Here is a 21743-nt window from a genome sequence, read left to right as displayed (position 1 = left end):
ACTCCATAGCACATGCTTATCTGAGGGGGGAGGCTGTATTTAGCTCTGATGCAAACCCGAATGAAATGATGCCAGTACATGGTACACCGACTTATCCGTTTCTCCGTAAAAAAATCTGGTTTAAAACTCAAGAAAACCAATTGGTGTATGTGAACAAAGAAATGCCTACGGAAATAACCCATCAACCCTTACATAACCAAAATATTGTTATCATTCATTCTGAATGTTGTACCGAAACATTAAAACCGATTAGCTCCCACCTCAAACAAAATAATAAGGTTTTAAGTTATAACTTGAATAACTTTAATCCCGATGAGTTCCAGTTATTTTTAGGGGCACATCCTGAGATAGATCACTTTATTATTTATCCTCAGTACCCTGATTTTAATTTAGAGCTTAATTTTTTCAACCAGGATCTTCTCAGTCTACTTCAACCTTTATTTGCTCTATTGAAAACGACCTTAAGTTCCAACTTGTTTACAAAAAAAATTACTATTGACTGGTATTCTTATACTGCTAAAGCCCATCATCCGCAGGTGGCAATGGTCAGCGGTTTATTAGGCTCCTTAGCTAAAGAAATGCCCCATTGGCACTTGAATCATTTGATAATTGATACACCTGTGGAGCGATCGATGCTGGGAATGGTTTATTCCGGACCTCATCAAACAATTAACTATCGAAAAGGACAGTACTGGGTATCTTCTTTGGAGCTAGCTCCTGATTGTGAAGAGAACGATTTTCTCATAACCCAAGGGACATATTTGATTCTTGGGGGTATGGGCGGTATTGGCCGTCGTTTGGCGCAGTTTTTGATTGACTCGTATCACGCTAAAGTTATTCTTGTAGGACGTAGTTCTTTAAGTGAAGAAGGTCGGCAATTTTTACATGCTTATGGTGAGGGAATTGAATTTATTCAAACGGATGTGACTCGTGAAGCAGAATGCGCTTTACTCATTAAGTACCTGCAGGTGAAACATCCCACCATTCATGCGGTATTTAATTTGGTCATGCAATTGCATGACAGTACTGTTGATTCCATGACTTGGCAACAGTTTAGTCAGGTCATTCATGCCAAATTATTTAGTGCTTATTTTATTTATCAGTTGCATCAACAAACCCAAATTAACGCAGCAGTGATTTTTTCTTCCATGCAAAGCAGCGCCTGTCTTGCAGGGCAAGCTAATTATGCTGCAGCGAGTAATGCTCTTGATGCCTATTGCCTGCGCTTGGAACAAGAAACCGCATTACCAATTAAAATTATCAATTGGAGCATTTGGCAAGAGGTTGGGGCAGTCACGAATTCCTTTTACCTCGAACGAGCACGTGATTTAGGTTTTATTCCTTTGACGACACAACAAGCGTTTGAGGCGATGCAACTTGGTTTAAATAGCCCGTATGTCCAGTTTGCAATTCAAAATAAAAGTGTGCCCCAAAGTCCACAGACTCTATCAGTTCTGCCCATTAAAGCAGGATTAGAAGGTGTGAACCAATTCGTTTATTGTTTGGTATCTGATTTGCGGAAAAAGCACATTTTGCGCAACAATGTTGTGCTTAAGTACAGCAGACTGGTTACCTATTTAAACGGATTACCTGAAGTTTCAGCCACGACCGAATCATTGCCTCAAATGCTAGAACGTTGTTGCCAACAACACTCTGCTTATGAAGCGTATTATCGTTTGGCTTATCTTTGTTATATGAACTACCAGCTGATTCTTGAGGGAAATAAGGCGCCCGCAGAAATCGTTTTTTCAGAAGATGGTCTGAAATTATTGTTTGCTCTTTATGCCCAAAGTCCTGAGTCAAAAACGTGTAATCAATACATCGCACGACATGTTGTCGAGTATCTTAAGAACAGCTCGCAACCCGTAAAGATTCTGGAGTTAGGTGCGGGGGTAGGTGCAACAACAGAAACGTTGATGGATGTGCTTAATGGCTATGCGCAGCTTGATTATTACTACACGGATGTTTCTTCATTTTTCCTAAATCAAGGTAAAAAACTACAAGAGCAAGCGCGTTTTAATTTGCACTGCGACTATCTGGATATCAATCATTTAGCAGAATTGGCTGATGACTCTTTTGATGTAGTGCTTGCTTCGAACGTCATCCATTTGGCAGATGATTTAGAGCATACACTTAAAGAATTGCAACGTATTCTTAAGTCGCAAGGGATATTTTTACTTAATGAGGCAGTGCAAGAACAAGCGTATTTGAACTTTATTTTTGGCTTATTCGATGGTTGGTGGCAGGCGAGCGGCGCTGAGCGATTAAATGCTTCTCCTTTGTTAAGTCAGGAGCTTTGGCTGCGAAAATTAACTGCAGCAGGTTTCGGGATTTTAGAACCGCATTTGCGGGAGCAAGAAAAAGCGCAAAAGGTATTTTGTTGCCGCATGAAGCATCTTGGTAAAGAGGTTCAGGAGAGCCTCTCATCCGCCCTTTTGGCACATTCTCCCCACGGGGGAGAGGAGAGGATTAGGCAGCAAATTGCAGAATTTATTCGTGCGGCACTGCATTTACCTAAAGAACAGGTTCTTGAATTGGACCGTCCTTTGGCTGAAATGGGACTTGATTCAATTACCGGGGTTAGTTTGGTAACCAATATCAATAAGGCATTTAATTTATCATTACGCACGGCAGTCATTTTTGATTATCCTAGTTTGCAGCGATTGGTAACATTTGTTCATTCTCAGTTAAAGGAGGAAGAGCCCATTGTTACTGAACGTCAACCTGTAGATTTATTTGCAGGAGAGTTAATTAATGATTAAGCAACGGCGCAAATATACGTATAGTCCTCAAAGTAATTTGTACTGGTTAGCACATCAGATTGATGGTCACTATGTGTTCCCGCTCGATAATTTACTCATGATGATTTACTCCGCTTTGAGGCCTTTAGCTACTGCACCAATCGTGCAATTAACTGAGGTTGAATTAAAGAAATTATTAATTGCTGAAAAAGAACAAGCGATTAATTTATTTCTAGAAATCGATCCGATAAATCATGATTGCTTCATTGAGCAATTACATGATGATGGTAGTAAAGAATTAGTATTACAAACTACTTATCAATTCGAGTTGCCCAGTGACCTGAGCAAAATATGGAATCATCCTGATAAGTTAATAAAGAATAATTTTTATCAGAACGATTCATTACACTACTTGGGTGATTGTTATAGGATTATTGAACAATATCATTGTGATGATTCCTTTTCTGCAGCCTTAAGTCCAAAGGCCAGTTATCCTGCGGTTTTAGGTAGTATGTTGCATTCTTTGATTTACCTCAACGATCCTTCTTTTGCGCAAAATCCTCGTCCTGGATTACCTAAAAAGATAAAGCGCGTTTTATTTCATGATCCCAATCAATCCAGTGCTTTTTTATATGCTAAAGACCAAGATGCTACGATCTTTGATGCGCAGGGGAATTGGCAAATTATTATGGAAGGTGTTGAGCTGACGCGCCCCACCCCAAATACCAAAACGTTTAGAGAGCCTTTAGATATTGCTGTAATCGGTATGGCCGGTCAATTTCCGCAAGCTGAAACGGTGCAAGAGTTATGGACTTCTTTATGTGAGGGATTTAATGCAATTACCTCCTTGGAAAAACGAGGAGAACACGATGTGCGTGAGCCTAATCATGCCGGGTGGTTGGCTGATGTTTTTGCTTTTGACCCAGACTATTTTCATATACCAAAAATTGAAGCACAGGCGATGGATCCGCAACAGCGTTTATTTTTACAAACGGCTGCTGTCGCTTTAATGGATGCAGGTTATTCACCCATGGAACTTCCTGATAAATTCTGCGGGGTTTTTGTGGGGGCAAGCCAAAATAATTATTTGACCCACAGTCAACAAAAACCCATAGCCCAAAGTTTTTGGGGAAATGCTCCATCAGTCATTGCGGGACGCGTTGCTTATACCTTTAATCTAACGGGGCCTGCGATTACTATAGATACAGCATGCTCTTCCTCTTTAGTAGCCATCCATCAAGCCTGCCAGGCGATTAAAAATGGTGAATGCTCGAGTGCTCTTGCAGGCGGAGTATTCATTATGAGCAGTGATCATTTTCTCCAGCAAGCACATCATGCCAAAATGCTGTCTCCGGATCATGCATGTCAAACATTTAGTGATAAAGCCAATGGGTTTATCCCGGGCGAAGCAGTGGGCTGTGTTTATTTAAAGCCTTTAACGCAAGCACTTAAAGATCAGGATCCCATTTATGCTGTGATCAAAGCCAGTGGGGTGAATCAAGATGGACAATCAAATGGCATTACCGCACCTAATGGTTTAGCACAGACCGCGCTGATGCAACAGGTATATACTTCCTATGGTTTATCCACTAAAGATCTCGCCTACATTGAAACGCATGGGACAGGTACAGAGCTGGGAGATCCTATTGAAGTCCATGCGTTGCAGCGATTATTTGCAACACAAGAAACGAACGCTGCAAAATCTTGTGGCTTAGGAAGCATCAAATCCAATATTGGTCATACAGTTCATGCCGCAGGAGTTTCTGGTTTTATCAAAAGTGTTTTATGCAGTTATTTTCAACAGATTCCAGCAACGCTTCATTGTGAACGTGAAAATCCACAGATTGATTTTGCCAGTACCTCCTTTTATCCGGTCAAAGAATTAAGCCCATGGCCTAAAAATAAATCCCTTGTCGCAGTCAGTTCATTTGGATTTTCTGGTACCAATGCTCATGTGGTCATCCAACAATTTACAAATCGGAATCGGGCTCATTTTCCTGTATATCCGTTTAAAAAAATTCATTGTTATTGGCAGAACGCCCTAGAATACACATTATCAGCGGAGCAGACTTATTTCAGTCAGCATCAGGTAAATCATCAGGCCATTTTGCCAGGGGTAGTGAGTCTTGCTTTATCTCAATATTTCCTTAAAGACTTGCCGTTTCATTGTGTGAATGTGCAGTGGCTCAAAGCGTTACCTGCACATAATCCATTACTGAAGATTAATATAAATAAAACGCACAGCGCCATTGAACTGCTTCATAATGGAGATTCGTTTTTTAGAGCCGAATGTGCAGAGCCTGAAAAGGAATTAGTTCCTTTTGATTTGCATGAATTTAAACGTATTTCCAATGCAATTGACTGCACCGAATTTTATCACTGTTTTGAACACGCAGGGATCCAATATGGGCCTGATTTAAAAAACATCAAGCAGCTTTTTGCCGCTGAGGACCGAGTTTTTGCGCATATTCAATTTGATGGGAATTTTAGTGAGTTTCTGTTTAATCCATATCTCTTGGACGCTGCATTACAAACCGTTGGCTATTTTACTTTGTATCAACAACAACCGCTTTCGTTACCGGTGCGCGCAAAAAAAGTGGTGCTTCTCAAAAAAATAACAAGCCATGCGTTAGTGTGTACGCAAAAAGTAGGTTCGCTTAGTTTTCATATTCAAATTTTTGACGAACATGGAGCACTCTGTGTGGTCATTGATGAACTCACGGCACAGGTTGTCAAAAATGTTGTGGGCTCTCGTGGCCTAAATAGAGCAGGGGTTAATCCAAAAAAAGAATCGACTCAAGAGTTAGTCTATTCTATTTTTTCCCATCGCTTAAATATGGCTGCTGATGAACTAAAGAATGTGGGCCAATTCAGTAAATTGGGCTTAGATTCTTTATTGGCTATGGACATTATTTTTGATCTGGAAGTACATTTTGGTAGTCAACCAAAAACGCTTTTATTTGAACATACAACGTTTGATGAACTAATAGCGCATTTCAGCAACCATATCCTCCAAAAAGTCCAAGAACCACCTCCAGAACGTCCGTCGTACCCAATTTCTTCGGCGACGGATATGGCAATTATTGGGATGGCCTTAAATTTCCCTCAAGCTTCGGATTTCTCCTCATTCATCGAGGTTTTGGAGAACGAGAAAAATTGCATCCAGGCAATTGATAACCGGAGTTATGGTTTTGGAGCCTTGCTCGAAAATGCCAATGATTTTGATGCGTTATTTTTTAATATTGCACCTAACGATGCATTGATAATGTGTCCGCAGGAACGAATGATGCTGCAGAACGCCTGGCATTGCTTCGAAGATGCGGGAATTCGTGTGGGTACCCAACCTCAATCAGTTGGGGTGTTCATTGGGGCCATGAATAATTTTTATCAATTAACGGGTTTTGAAAAAAGTTTAAAAGAACAAAAAAAGGTTTTAGCGAATTCAACTGCTGCGAGTATTGCAAATCGAATTTCCAGTGTGCTTAATTTTACGGGCCCAAGTTTAACGCTTGATAGTATGTGTTCCTCTTCATTAACTGCATTACATTTGGCAATACAAGCCATTACGGCCAATGATGCATCCATGGCTTTGGTAGGGGGAGTCAATCTCATTAGTCATGATTATAAATATCAAGAACTCTTACATCGAAATATGTTGTCGCTTCAAGGGCATTGTGCCAGTTTTGGAGAACACGCCGATGGCTATGTTCCCAGTGAAGGGGTAGTGAGTATTTTAATCAAACCGCTACACGCAGCAATCCGTGACGGGGACCGTATCCATGCCGTGATTAAGGGCAGTAGCATCGCTCATAATGGTACCAGTTCAGGTTATACCGTTCCTAATGTAAATGCCCAAGCAGAAGTAATTAAAAAAGCAATCGTAAATGCAGGATTAGAACCCGAAGACATCAGTTATGTGGAGTGCCATGGGACTGGAACGCAATTAGGGGATCCGATTGAAATAAAAGGTTTAAACAAAGTATTTACCGAACGCGATACACCATGCTTTATTGGTTCCTTAAAATCAAATTATGGGCATATGGAAGCTGCAGCGGGGCTTGCAGGGGTCGTCAAAGTAATTGCCCAAATGCAACAAAAAAAGTTATATGCAAGTCTGCACGCGAGCACTCTGAATCCTAATATTCAACTGCCCGAATCATTCATTTTATGTCAAAGCCAGACGAGCTGGTCGGTTCATCCAAAAAACCAGTGTTATTATGCCGGTGTGTCGAGCTTTGGTGCCGGTGGCAGTAATGCGCATGTCATTTTACAAAGTTATGAACATGCCGTTAAGCCTAAAGTTAACCCATTGCCACGAACGGTATTTCAAAACCGACGCTATGCTCATGAAGTTGAGAACAGCATGACTTCAGACCGATTTTATGAGTATGTGTGGCAGCAACAAGAACTATCTACTGATAATAAATCTCCTGCATCCCGTAAATGGATGGTGTTAAGCACTCAACGTAATGAGGCAGAGATAAGAAAACTTTTGCCTCAAAATGTTATCCACCTCATTTATACCTCACAAAACGGATGGCACTTCGCTCAAGAGGGGCGTGAGGTAACGCTAAAACAAATTATTGGGTTATTGGATGATGATTTTACTTTGCTTGATTGCTGTGATAATGAGTTAGAGCTAATTGACCATTTGAGCTTTTTACAACAGGTTGTTCTTGTTGCCAAAAAAGGAACGATTCTTCAGATTAGTGAAATGCAATCACCTAATTTGGATGTGATCGCTTATTTTCTGAGGTGCATGAATGGGCAAACCATAGGCTTAAAAACAGCGACATTAGTGATGGAGCAACAGTCTCTTACATATGAGCTTATTCAACACGAGTTAAGTCAATTAACTCTTAATTATGACAAGATTCGTTATGCGCAAGGACAACGATTCATCCAGATACTCCAAGAGCGTAACTATAAAAAATCAACTGCAGTTTCAATCGAATCGGAAAAGGTCTACTTAATTACGGGCGGTACCAGTGGTATCGGTGCGGAAGTTGCAAAATGGCTCGTTGCAGGTGGCGTCCGTAAATTAATTTTAACGGGCATAACCCCATTACCCCAAGAAACGTTATGGGAGCATTATCTGCACTCATCTTGTAAGGCAGGAAAAACCGTTCAATTGATTCATCAATTAAAAAAACAAGGTTGTGCGGTTTATTACTATATTGGTGATTTAGCTCAAGAGGAGTTATTGGCTGCTTTTTTGAAAGTGGTTATGAATGAGAACGATCGTTTTGGTTGGATTTTCCATTGTGCAGGCGTCACTCCAAAACAAACCAAGTTACTTACTGAGCTTACCAAAAATGAGTTCACTCAAATGTTTCATCCTAAAAAAGCAGGGCTTGAGGCGTTATGGCCCATAGTAAATTCTTATGGGTTTGAACGATTCGTTCTTTTTTCTTCGGTCTCAAGTGTTCTCCCAGAACTTGCGATGGGGGTCGTTGATTATGCGTTGAGCAATCATTATTTAAACGCATTTGCCCAAGCCCATCCTGGAAAAGTATTGAGTATTGTCTGGCCTGCATGGAGTGAGTTTAGTAAAAATGCGGAGCGAAGTAGTAGTTATCAACGAAGCCAACTTGGAAGTTATAAAACCAATGAAGCACTTGCGTTACTTACAACCTTATTAGCTCAAACAACGACCTCTTCAGTCATTATGCCGAGTAAAAATGAACTTTCTCTAAATACCCCTTTACCAGAGCAGGGCTTATCGACTCAAAGCAATGTATTGGACGCGTTAAAGCAGATCCTTATGGAGGTAGTTGGTGTCACTGAAAATGAGATTAAGTTGGATCGGAGTTTTGCCGAATATGGGGTCGATTCGGTTCTATTAATGGCTATATTAAAAAAGATCGAAGCGGTGATGGGCTTGATGCTTGCTGCCGAAGTGATTTTTGAACACAATACACTTGCTCGTTTAGCATCTTATGTGCAGCAGGTTAATGGATCTGCACCCGAAACATCGAACAAACCTGTTGTTATCGTCGCAGAGCAACCAAAGGATACAAAAAAAATTGCAGTAATTGGTATCGGATGCCAGTTCCCTGGTGCCCATAATGTGCAGCAATTTTGGGATAATTTACTGCACGCTAAAATATCAATTACCCCCATTCCTAAAGAGCGGGTTGATCGAACAGAATATGCTGATTTTCATGGCGGATTTATTCAGGAAGATGCATTTGCAACGGCGCTTGATTTTGGGTTTTCTAGCACGCATCAACAGCAGATTAATCCCTTGGTTACGCGTGCATTGGCGTTAAGTCAGGATGCAATTGTTGATGCTGGTTTTACTAAGGAAACCATTAAAGGGATGAATGCAGGTGTCTTCGTAGGCGCGCGTGCAGATTTTAGTGCGCAGCAAGAGATTAACCAGTTTACCATTATTGGTCAGGGACAAAATTTTATTGCAGCCCATATCAATCATTTTTTTGATTTAAGTGGCACTGCAGAAGTTGTTGATACGGCGTGCTCTTCTTCTTTGGTTGCTCTGCATCATGCTGTTTCTGCGCTGAGGGCAGGGGATATTGAACTGGCTTTAGTCGGTGGTATTGATGGATTAGTAAATACTCGGCCTTTTGCTTTGATGGATGCGGCTAAAGCATTATCACCGGATTTTAGATGTCGTCCTTTTGATGTGCGTGCTAATGGCATCGTTCTCAGTGAAGGCGGTGGTTTTGTGGTTTTAAAACCCTTGGAACAAGCGATCGCGGATGGAAATAAGATCTATTGTGTGATTGAGGGTATAGCGGTCAATAATGATGGAAATACGATGGGGTATACGACCCCAAATCCTAAAGCCCAGCAAAAAGTGATTCAAAAAGCATTAGACAATGCAGGTTTGACAGCCCAACAGCTGGACTATGTTGAAATGCATGCTACTGGCACCGAATTGGGTGATCCTATGGAGTTACAGGCCTTAACTCATGTTTTAGGACACTCGTCCAATAAAAAATGTGTTGTGGGTGGTGTGAAAGCACATATTGGTCACACGTTAAGTGCTGCAGGCATGGCCGGATTTATTAAAGCGGCTTTATGCAGTTACCATCATTGTTTGCTGCCTCAGCCTGAAAAAATAACGCCAAATCCTCGTTATGATTTTGCTCATTCTCCCTTGTGTTTGCTCGATGAACCAAAATTTTTAGATGCGGCTCGCACCCATTATTTTGGAGTGAGTGCTTTTGGTTTTGGGGGAACAAATGCTCATGTCATCCTTTCGAGTAGGATGCCCAAGCCACAATCAATAAAACGTGCCGTTTCAAAACGGGAAGAACCATATTCCGAAATAATGGATGAATTTTTTGATGTTGAACGAATTTAAAATTAAATTAAATGCGGATAATTATCTGGTTGCGGATCACCGAATCGACGGGATCCGGGTGCTACCTGGCATTGCCTATTTAGATATTATTGCACGCTGTTTTCAGTTTGAGTCTTTCGAGCTTACCCAAGTAACCTATCCACATGCGGCTAAAGTGCAAGCAGGTGAAACGATTATTTTATGTGTTGCTTATGATTCCCAACGTCATACTATAGAAATCTCTCATCAAGAACAGAATAAGAATATTGTCCATTTCAAATCAGCGATAGGATTTCAAAGACCGGATTTACCCGTATTGATTCAAACGCCCAAAGAAAACGAACAAATCCATTCGATGAGCACCATATACAATTTGGCGCGTGCCTCATTTATTGAGCATGGTGAATTTATGCAGGTTAGTGGTAGCACCGGCATCAATGCACCCCAAATTGCTATGGAGTTGACTTTAGGTAGCAAAGCCCAATCTTATTTATCATCTTTTTATTTACATCCTGCTTTGTTGGATGGTGCTGCTTTTGCTATAGCTTCATTGCATTTTGATGAAGTGGTGCATGCAGGTCCCGACATCAGTTATTTACCTTTGGGAATTGATAAGGTGAGCGTCTTTGGGCGGGTAACGACTTCAACATTGTTGGTCAAAGCTGAAAAAATGCCAACGCATCATGAGTCGTTAATCAAGTGTCGCATTCAATTATTTACACCTGCAGGTGATTTAGTCGTCGCTCTTGAAGGATTAACAAATAAGCGATTTCAGCGTCAGCAATTCGGGCTGCAAGAAGTGACAAAATCGGTGAACGTGTTGCCAACCGTTCATGCTGATACGCAGAAAAAAATTGAAGCATTGATAAGGAATCATTTACCGGATGCACCTGATTTTTTAGAGTCTCACGTTTCTTTTTTTGATTTAGGGTTTGATTCCAGCAGTCTAATTGCTTTGGTCGATGTATTAGAACAGCAATTTGATTTAGAGCTTTATCCCACTTTATTGTTTGAACAAAATACCGTGGACAAATTAACTGCATATATTAATTCGCGTGACTTTTCTTCCATAACTAAAGCTCAATCAAAGATGAGTATGTCCATGAAGGAGACAACATCGTTGGATCCCGCGGTCAAGCCGCGGGAAGTCGGCAGCGTAGAGCAGACGGAGCAGTTACAGAAACAATTAAAAAAAGCTAATTATGCGATTTATGTTCCTACAAAAACAAAAATAAAAGGGGGTTTTGACAATAAGCAGGTATTGATAATTAATGACTTAAACTATGAGCAAGCACTGGAATTTTATCAAGAACAACCTAAAGAGGATTGGATCATATATGATGGTCGTTATCATCAAACCGGGCTTGATTTGCACACTGTTTTGCATCATTTAGTAGAAACATTTGCTAAGCTTTTATCTGGTGCCCAAAGTAAATTACCCCCTATTGTTATTGGTTTGTCCCCGAAGCAATCAATTTTAATCCATTCTCTTTCTGCTTTCTTTTCATGTCTTGCTAAAGAATACCCTCAGCATCAATTCTCGATTTTTGTAAGTGATGAATGTGTCAAAGAGAATGCTAAAGGTTTGCCAAGCAGAGAAGGGTGTCTTTTCCTCCATCAAGACGCGGTTTATGCCGCAAGTTACATCAAATCCCAATTGAATCAAGCGCTGCCTCGCACATGTTTTAAAACGGGAGGAAGCTATTTAATTGTGGGTGGTCATGGAGGCTTAGGCCGGTTGCTCGCGAGTTATCTGCGCACGCAATATCAAGCGAAGATTCATGTCATTGGGCGAAGTAAACAGATCGTATCTGATGAGAATGTAAGCTATTACCCATTGGATGTATCTGATCCGAATGCAGTACAACATTTTTTCGCGACCCATGATTTTCCTATTGATGGTTTGTTTTATTTAGCGGGTGAAAAGCATGATCGGTTGCTGATGAATATTAGCTCCGAGGACATTGAAAAAACGCTGCGTGCCAAATTAGGGGGCTTGACAATAATTCATCATGCACTACAACATAAGCCCATTGATTTTTATTGTATTTATTCTTCTTTATCAGCAGAGATTGGCAACCTTGGACAATGCATTTATGCTGCAGCCAATGCTGCTTTAAATGCTTATGCGTGCGAACAAGAACAATTACGCCTTGCAGGAAAACAGCCTTCTCGATTTATTAGCATCAGTTGGCCTTATTGGTTAGAAGGCGGGATGGAAATCAACCCGTATCAATTGCAAAAACTGCAAGAGGAATATGGAACCTTGCCTTTGGAAACCTCGCATGCTTTTGCATTGTTGGAGCGTGCATTTGCTGCCAATGTACCCCATGTGGTGATTGCCAATTCCACCTTGCTCCAACATCGCTTATTAAAGTCACAAGAATCTCCGCTTGATAAATTCCACACCCAGCTTGACGAGCCAGAGATCAATGAGCATGACATTGCGATTGTCGGAATATCATTTCAATTACCCGATGCAAGCAATCTGGAGGCGCTTTGGAGTAATTTAGCTGCTGGCAAAAACTCCATTAAAACAGTACAGCGAAATTGGCATTATATCCCCTATCTTTGGGGCGGATATTTAGATGATATTACCAGTTTTGATCCTTTATTTTTTAATATATCACCTCGGGATGCAGCGTTAATTGATCCTCAAGAGCGATTGTTTTTAGCGAATGCTTGGCATTGTTTAGAAGATGCGGGTTATGCTCAGTTGCACGAGAAAAATATGGGGGTAGTTGCGGCCTCCATGTTTCATCTTTATCAAAACTATGGGGTGGAGCAGTATCAACAGGATACGGAAGTTAAATGCCCGCAATCTTCAGGGGCAAGTATTGCGAATCGTGTTTCCTATGCATTGAATTTGACAGGCCCTAGTTTCTCTCTAGATTCCATGTGTTCCTCCTCGCTTACTGCCATTGAATTAGCGTGTCGTTATTTAGCGAATGATGAAGTGGATGCGATGTTGGTGGGGGGCGTGAACCTCTGTTCACATCCTTATAAATTAGCGTCATTGACGCAAAATAAATTCTTATCGCCTACGGGCAAAAGCGCTCCATTTCATGAACAAGCGGACGGCTATGTTCCTGGCGAGGGCGTTGTAGTCCTCCTTTTGAAGAAGGCAAAAAAAGCCCTTGCGGACGGGGATTCAATCTATGCACTGATTAAAGGTTTAGCATTAAATCATGGGGGAATGGGTAGTGGATTTACTGTACCTAATGCTGTTGCACAAGCAAAAGTAATGCAACACGCGTTAACCAAAGCGGGGCTTAAACCGGAGCAAATCGATTACATCGAGGCACATGGAACAGGAACTTCTTTAGGTGATCCGATTGAACTTGCTGCATTAAAGCAGGTATTTGCCACGCGTTCCGTGCAAAAACCATTGTATGTGGGGTCTATAAAAAGTAATTTCGGACATTTGGAAGCGGCTGCCGGAATGGCCGGGATTGTGAAATTGATTGCGCAATTTCAAGCGCAGGCATTAGCACCCTCCATCAATGCATTGCCATTAAATCCGGGATTAAATATTGACGATGTTCCAATTCAAATAGCGACGCAGTACTTACCACAACAAACGCTTCATTTTGCTGGACTGAGTAGTTTTGGCGCGGGTGGTAGTAATGCACATTTAATTTTACAAAACTGGTCACACAATCTATGTGCACGGCCCAAAACCCAATACAACAAACAAAATTATTGGTTGGCGCATTCAGAAATAATGACGCATCATTGTTATCGAATGGATAGTGTATCTTGTACCTTGGAGCCCGGTTCCATTTTTGAAGAACTCTATCAACTGGATAATGGCGCTCAACCAATGTATTTCAAACGAGCTACAGCAAAAACACGATTAAAAAAAGCGGTGATTGTTTGTGGGGAAACAAGCAATGCATCAGAACAACTTATTGCCTTGTTAACTCAATGTATTGCGATGAATCCTGAGGTTCAATTTATATTGATCCATCAAAGTCGGAGTCATTGGATGGAGTCGCATGCATTGATGATGTCTTTGCCGAATCAAGTAAAACATTATCAAAAGAATATTTTGATTCCTGATTTATCTCGTTTGCCTGCTTCTGAGGTAGTGCGTATAGTAAATAACGAAGCCCATCAGCTTGATCATCGCCTGGTGGCTTATAATCCGATGCGCCAAGCGCTTACTTTAAATTTAGTAACCACACCGACTCAACCGCAACGACTTCATCCTGAAATACGCGTTGTCGTATTGGGTGGTTTGGGCACTATTGGATATCAATTTTGCCATACGTTAATTGCTGCTGGAATTTATCGATTTGATGTCATTGGACGTAGTGCTCTTGATGCGAAACGACAACAGATGCTTGCTGCTTTACGAGGCGAAATTCAGTACATCCAACATGATTTTTCTAGTCCATTCCCTTCTTCTTTTTCTTATGATCTCATCATTAATTGTTTAGGAGTGATGCCTGGAAAAAGTAAAAATGAAGCGGTACAACGAAAAAAATTACATCATCATTTAAGTCAATTTATTCAACAAAACCATCCCCCAAAATTAATCAGTATTTCTTCTTTGTCTGCATTAGCTGGATTTAGTACTCAAGATGACTATGCAGTATATAATGCGTCTTTGATTGCATTTACTGATTATTGCCAAGAACATGTGTGTGTCTATTTGCCCTTTGTGATGACGGAAACACCGTCGTCAGCTGATGAATTAAATTGGTTAACATGGAGTAAAAGCACTCAAGGGTTAGATCCGTTAAAGACCGATGACTTAAGGGGTATTTGCCGCCAGTTACTTACTTTGGCGGCCGGCGAGTACATTCCATTTCAGGGAAATCCCCAGCAATTTCATAAGTATTTAACTCAGGAATGTTTTAATGTTCCGTTTAAGAAATTGCCTGAATGCATGACGCTTAATAAAGAGTATTCCTTATATGAATTAATCGAATCCATTATAGGAATTCCTTCTCAGCAAATTAAAGAAGAGAATACCTTTTATCAATTGGGATTTAATTCATTGACACTTAGTGAATTAGCCGAAGCAATCACCACGCATTATCATATACACATTACTCCTAATCAATTTTTTGAATTTCATACTGTAAAGAAACTACACGAATATTTGCAGGAAAATAACAAGAGTACCCCTGATGCTTTGCCCAAGCGATTGGATTCGACGTCAGCTGGTGTAGTTATTTGTGGTTATTATTGTTCTTTTGCTCAATGCCCTACGCCAGAAGAATACTGGCAGGCTTTATTGGCAGGTCACGATTGTACGCAGATGCCTTTAAAGATGCGATTTGAGAATGAGGGCGATGAGTCACGTAAGATGGGGTTTATTGACCATTATGCGGATTTTGATTTCGCTTTCTTTGAACTGGGTTTAGAACAAGCAAAATATATGGATCCCCAGCAGCGCAAGCTATTAGAACTTTCCTGGCATGTATTCGAGCAGGCGGGAGTTTCACCCTCCACATTGAAAGGAAAAAATATCGGGGTATTTGTTGCGATTCAATTCGATGATTATGCACGTCTATTGGATCGAAGTCAGATAAACAGCCTTTACCAAATTACCGGGTGTGCAAAGACTTTTGCTGCAAACCGAATTTCACATTTTTTTGATTTCCATGGCCCCAGTGAAACCGTTGATACTGCCTGTTCGAGTAGTTTTACTGCGTTGAATCGCGCCGTTGCTGCCATTAAGCAAGGTGAGTGTGAATCGGCACTGGTCCTGGGTGTGAGTTTGCTTTGCGATATAAAAACACTTGAATTGACGACCCAGTTAAATGTTCTTTCGCCAACGAATTGTTGCCGTCCTTTTGATGCTCAAGCGGATGGCTATGTTAAAGGCGAAGGTTTAGCGGGACTGTGGTTGGTTGGAGATACTTTGGCTGCCGCTCAAAAGTTACGTATTGAAGCGACCATAAAAGCGATTCAAGTCAATCATGGGGGGCAATCACAATCATTAACTGCTCCGAATCCGGTGGCCCAAAAACAATTATTATCACAGGTATATCAAAGTGGGGTGTCGATTGATGAAATCGATTATTTTGAAGCACATGCGACCGCGACGCGTTTAGGGGATCCCATTGAATTCTCGGTCTTACATGAATTATTTGCACAACGTTTAAAACCGCTTTATATCGGTTCGGTAAAAAGTAATATAGGTCATACCGAGCCTGTTGCAGGACTTGCGGGGGTAATTAAAGGATTGTTGATGTTAAAGCATCAAGTAATTCCACCGCAGGCAAATTTTCAGGAAGTGAATCCCTTCCTTCGACATGCGGAAAGTCCATTTCATATTGCAAAACAAGCCGAACCGGCTCGGTTAGTAACGATTGCAATTAATAGTTTTGGTTTTGGTGGCAGTAATGGTCATTGTATTTTGACGCGTCATGAGCGTTCCACACCCCAATTACCCCAATTGCCTTATGTGCCGATTAAATTGTCCGCCAAGACAAATAAGGCACTTATAAAAATCTCGGAACAACTACTGGATTATTTAAGCGCTGCACCAAATAGCTTGTGCATGACCCAATTAAGTTATTCCTTAAACGTAGGGCGAGCTGATTTTGCATGCCGTAAGCTATTGATTGTGGAAGACCTTGACGATTTGCGTGAACAATTAAAACGGGGTGTTAAATCATCTAATTCGTCACATGATAATTACTCTGGGGAACAGCCTCTTCTTGAGTTACAGCATACTCCTCATCAATTGAGAGATTATTTAAGTAGACTTCTTGCCTATCAGGACGGCGAATTAATTGATTGGCAGCGTGTTTATGAAGGAATTAATGCCATTCCATTGGTATTGCCTGTTTATCCTTTTGCAGCACAATATTGTTGGTTTACCGAGCCAGAGAAATTAAAACTGATAAATAAAGAGATTGACGCTTATGAGCCAATTTGGCGGAAAAAAACAGTCGAATCTCTGGAGTTAAATCGTTATCAGCATTTAGCTCTTTTTTTAAGACGAAGGCAAGAACGATCAGTAAAAGAAACACTACAGCAAATATCTTATAAAGGGATGTTTTGCTTTATCTTTGTTGATGAGCCGGATTCAGTGACGCAAGGTATGCAATGGCTGCAAGAACATTCTTGTGAATTGATTTATTATTTTGCCGGGATGTGTGATGAACAAATAAACGCTGCATCTCTGGTCAACTCCCAACGCGTGGGGATGGCAGGCTTTTTAGATTTAATTAAAAAACTGGAAGAACTGGCTTATCGCGAAAAATCACTAGCACTTTATGTGTTCAGCAATAATGCTTATGGAATAAAACAATCGACGATTAATCCCTATGCAGCAAGTCTGCATGGATTAGCCCAATCCTTAAAAAAGGAACATCCATTTTGGTTGATTGAATGCATTGATCTTGCGGACAATATGATTAGTGCTCAGGCTCTTACTTTGTCAAACCAAGGTCAGGCTTATCCCTTGGTTTTAGCTGCTGATGGAGTATGGCATCGGCAGCTAAAAGCAGTGAAAGCTTCTTTAAATCATTCAGAACCTGCTAATCAAGTTATCGTGCTCATTGGGGGGGATGGTCAAGTAGGGCGGTATTTAGTTCCTAAGTTTATTGAATGTAATCCGCGCGCCCTTATTATTGCCAGTCGGTCTACCCCATCACGAACGGAAGGCGTACTTCATTGGCGAACGGTCGATTGTACTGTGGCGGATGAAGTTGAATCTTTGCTTGCAGATGTAATTCAACGTTATGGAACGATCGACTGTCTTTATCATTTAGGTGCTAGTTATGCAGAAGCCCCAGTAACTTCATTAAGTTACGAAGAATATTTGTCCCAGATGAGTGTTAAGGTATTGGGTACTTATCATTTAATCAAAGCATGTCAGCGCAGCGAGGTGAAACACGTTGTGATTACCTCTTCAGTACAGGTTTATACACAAAATAAAAACAGAGGCGCTTACTCTGCAACCTGTTATTATGCGGATGCATTAATTAGGGCGTTACATTCCGAGAAAACGAAACTTGTTCATTGGGGTTTTTGGCAACAAGAAGATGAGGCTGCAAATCAACTGATGATCTCCTCGGGTATTGCCCCGATTACGGCAGAACAAGGTCATTACTCCTTGCAATTGGCAGCTTTTTTGCCCCAGTCTAATCTGAGTTTTTTCAATGTTTCAGAATCAGTAAAAACAATGATGCCAATTTGTACCGATTCTCTAACTCAAGCAAGCGAAGATTTACTTCTTTTTAATCAAGGTTTATCTGAGTTAGAGTATTTTTGTTTTCACTTAATGAAACATTACTTGCTAACTCAAGGGGTCGTTTGGAGTCAAAATAATTTAATGCCAGGAGTACAGAAAGATTATGAACAGTACTATTTAGCATTAATCAATATATTAAAAGATTTTGAACGAAATCATGTTCAACAGAATCCATATCAAATTAAGTCTCATGCTGAACTATTGCATGATCAATTGCAATTAATGAGAAAGTACCCGCAAATCAAATCGTTTGTTCAATTACTCCAGGTGTGTGCAACGCATTTTACTGAGATAGTGACAGGGAAAAAAACCATTCAGCAGGTGATGTTTCCTTTTGGGCGCGATGATTTAGTACGTGCGATTTATCAAAAGAATCTTTTGGCGCATTATTACAATCAAACCATTGCGTCATTAGTTAAGGACATGAGTGCTGCCTCTCCCTCTCGAGTTGATATTCTTGAATTGGGGGGAGGTACAGGGGCTACAACGGAAGCAATACTCACCCAATGTGCCGATAAGATTCATTACACCTTTAGTGATATTAATCCCCAATTTGTCGCGCGGGCTAGAGAGAACTTCGCTCAGTATACTGAGGTGGACACCTGCATTTTAGATATTAACAAGCCTGTGATGAGTAAACAATTTGATCTCATTATTGCAAGTAATGTATTGCATACAACAGATGATATTCGTCAATGTCTACTGAGTATTATTCCATTGCTTCGTGATGATGGCGTACTGATTATCAATGAGGCGACTGCAAATAGTTTATTTTTGGCATTTACCTTTGGCTTATTTAAGCAATGGCATACCAATAAAGATGAATATCGTATTCCTGCCAGCGCATTACTCAATACCGAAACTTGGCAAAAACTACTGCAAGAAATCGGTTTTGCAGTGGATGTGTCTGCGACGCCTACTGAAATCGATCAATCGATTTTTGTGGCACAATTAAAAAAACGACCTCGTCATCATACTTTGGTACAAAAAGTGGCGGACTCTCCAAAAGAAAGGGAGTTGATGCCAGTACAAACTGCAAATTCAGATGAGTTATTGACACTACTAGCAAGACATGTACATTGTGCAGCAACAACCTTGGATTTAAATCAATCACTGGTTCATTATGGTTTTGATTCATTGGCAGCAATCCATTTGGCCGAGCAAATTAAATGCGAGTTAAAAATTAACATTTCACCCACGGTATTACTTGAAAATGTTTCTATATCACAACTCATTCATTCTGTTGCAAAGAAAAAGGAAGAACTTTTATGTTAAGTAATGAAGAATACACTGAAGTGAGAAAATCACTGAATTTTAAGCGCCGACTTACCAAGAGTCTCAGCTTTCTAATTGCTGATATCGTGTTGCTTTATGCTGCAGTTATTTTGCTCGGAAAAAACAGCATGCTGTTCTATTGCCTGGGAGAACTGTGCTTGGCGATTTTATTTCTGCATAATTTTATTTTACTTCACGAGTGCGGTCATAATACCCTATCGAGTAAATCCTGGCTCAATGTAGTTCTTGGTCATTACATGAGTATTTTTTGTTGTATGCCATTTTATCCATGGAAAATCATTCATGAAGAGCACCATAAATGGACCGGGCATATTGATAAAGATCCGGTATTTGAATTATTGAAACAGGCAAAAATAAGTAAGAAGCTCCCTTGGATCTTCCATGTGGGTTGGAGAACCTTTATTCCCTTAAATGTATTTTTCTTACATTTGGTTTATTGGACTTATCCTCTTAAACTGCTAAAACAAAAAAAACTATCCCAAGTGATGTTCCGGCAATGTGTGTTTTCTGTACTCTTTTTGTTTTTTGCTTATGTACTTTTAAAATGGTGTTTCCCAAGCTTTTTAACGTTTAAAAATCTAGCGCCCGCGATTTTGATTTATGGAGTCCTCTGGGAAACTTTATCTACGCCGCAGCATTTAGGTTTAGAACCCACGCAGCATCGACCTACCCTAAAAGAACATACACTAACGACGCGAAGTACCTGGTTTCCACGATGGCTACAACATTATTTATTTTTAAATTTTGGTTATCACGTGGAACATCATTTTTTCCCAGCGTTACCTTGGCATGAATTGGAAAAAGCACATTTTAAAATTAAGCCCTTGTTAAACAATGAATATCAAATGGTAACGGGTGGCGTATGGAATATTCAAATGCGTAGCCAAAATATGGAGAAGGCGATTGGGGTTCGCGATGATTAAGATTTTGGACAAGGCTCATTTTGAGCTCGGAACATGTGAAGCCGAATTGTGTTTGGAGAAGCAAATCATCGTTAGCGATCTTCCAGCAGGGGAGGCAACTCAGGGGCACTTTGCTGATTACTTCGATGCCGCAACTTCTTATGTCACGTTTTGTGCAGAACAGGATGCACGTCTCCTGTTATGGGAGAGTCATGCATTGCTTGAGCGTTGTCAGGAGAATTTTATTGTAAAGGTTCATTTCAAATTGTCTGCGGCTGAGCTTCTACTATTTGGGGGAGCAAAGGGACTAGAAGCTTGGTGTGTGCGAAATCGTATGGTTTTACAGAAACTCAGAGATGAAGCACACCTAACCTATTATTTTACTTTGTTCGATGCACATAAGATCACCGGTGAGCTGCTGGTATCTCCGGTACTTTATTTTGATAAAAATCCAGCGTTTACCCTGCAGACGGATGTGGAGGTAGTATCTCAGTTCGTTATGGCAAAACCTATTGTTTTAGAAATCAAAAAAAATCAGATGATTTGTTTTGATAAGTACCATTATCAAATGGCGTATCAACCGGATTTTAAATTTATACGAGTTCATGATGTACATCGAAGTCATTAAAACCCAGCGATTCAAGTTTATAAATTATTGTCCGGTGGTTGTTGATACGGAGAATAAAACCTGTATTTTTATCGATCCTTCATGGGAAAAAAGAACGTTTCAGGATTTTGTAACCCGCAATGAATTAAGGGTCATCGCTATTTTGTTAACCCATCACCATCTGGATCACTCACATTTGGCGAATTATTTTGCCAAATATTATGAATGCCCTGTTTATATGGGTAGTGCTGAAATAGAGTATTATGGATTCGAGTGCCACAACCTCAACGCGATCTATCCTTTTCAAAACCTCCTTACTCTGGAACATATTCCCAGCATTATCATTCATCAAACTCCAGGCCATACTTTTGGTGGTCTTTGCTATCAAATCGATAATGCCTTATTTACAGGGGATACTTTGTTTAATGAAGGGTGTGGTTTTTGCCACAGCAAAGGTGGAGATGCAGGAATGATGTTTGATTCGCTGAATTATCTGAAAAAAGTAATTCCTAACGAAGTACTAGTCTATCCAGGGCATCGTTATCATCATGACTTGGGGCAAAGTTTTGCGGAAGTGAAAAAAATGAATATTTATCTGAATATAGAAGATCGCAATGAGTTTATTCAGTTTCGTAGCCGAAAAACAAAAGGTTTATTAAATTTTAGGTGA

General features: G+C 40.5%; 6 protein-coding genes (1 of these 6 only partly in view). All 6 read left to right on the top strand.

Annotation, left to right across the window (positions count from 1 at the left end):
* Tightly spaced (each overlapping or abutting the next), the 6 genes in view from ACWTEW_RS34985 to ACWTEW_RS34960 form a layout consistent with a single transcriptional unit that may run on beyond the window.
* Positions 1-2762, top strand: partial view of an SDR family NAD(P)-dependent oxidoreductase gene (locus tag ACWTEW_RS34985; protein ID WP_454782598.1) — the final stretch only. It extends 10237 nt beyond the left edge of the window; 2762 of the gene's 12999 nt are visible here — the last part of the coding sequence; its start codon lies off the left edge, out of view; it ends in the stop codon at positions 2760-2762.
* The gene (locus ACWTEW_RS34980; RefSeq protein WP_454782597.1) at positions 2755-10071 is read left to right on the top strand and encodes a beta-ketoacyl synthase N-terminal-like domain-containing protein; all 7317 of its coding nucleotides are present in this window, start codon (positions 2755-2757) and stop codon (positions 10069-10071) included. The genes ACWTEW_RS34985 and ACWTEW_RS34980 overlap by 8 nt, the downstream gene beginning before the upstream one ends.
* Positions 10055-19543 carry an SDR family NAD(P)-dependent oxidoreductase gene (locus ACWTEW_RS34975; protein WP_454782596.1) on the top strand — a complete coding sequence of 3163 codons (9489 nt, stop codon included), beginning with the start codon at positions 10055-10057 and terminating at the stop codon, positions 19541-19543. Before ACWTEW_RS34980 ends, ACWTEW_RS34975 begins: the two co-directional genes overlap by 17 nt.
* Complete coding sequence (locus ACWTEW_RS34970; protein WP_454782595.1) at positions 19537-20487, top strand: fatty acid desaturase family protein; 951 nt, start codon at positions 19537-19539, stop codon at positions 20485-20487. The genes ACWTEW_RS34975 and ACWTEW_RS34970 overlap by 7 nt, the downstream gene beginning before the upstream one ends.
* Positions 20480-21094 carry a hypothetical protein gene (locus tag ACWTEW_RS34965; protein WP_454782594.1) on the top strand — a complete coding sequence of 205 codons (615 nt, stop codon included), beginning with the start codon at positions 20480-20482 and terminating at the stop codon, positions 21092-21094. Before ACWTEW_RS34970 ends, ACWTEW_RS34965 begins: the two co-directional genes overlap by 8 nt.
* The gene (locus ACWTEW_RS34960; RefSeq protein WP_454782593.1) at positions 21072-21743 is read left to right on the top strand and encodes an MBL fold metallo-hydrolase; all 672 of its coding nucleotides are present in this window, start codon (positions 21072-21074) and stop codon (positions 21741-21743) included. The genes ACWTEW_RS34965 and ACWTEW_RS34960 overlap by 23 nt, the downstream gene beginning before the upstream one ends.

It is taken from the genome of Legionella stuttgartensis (assembly GCF_977063405.2).
This window is presented reverse-complemented; position numbering and strand designations above follow the sequence as displayed.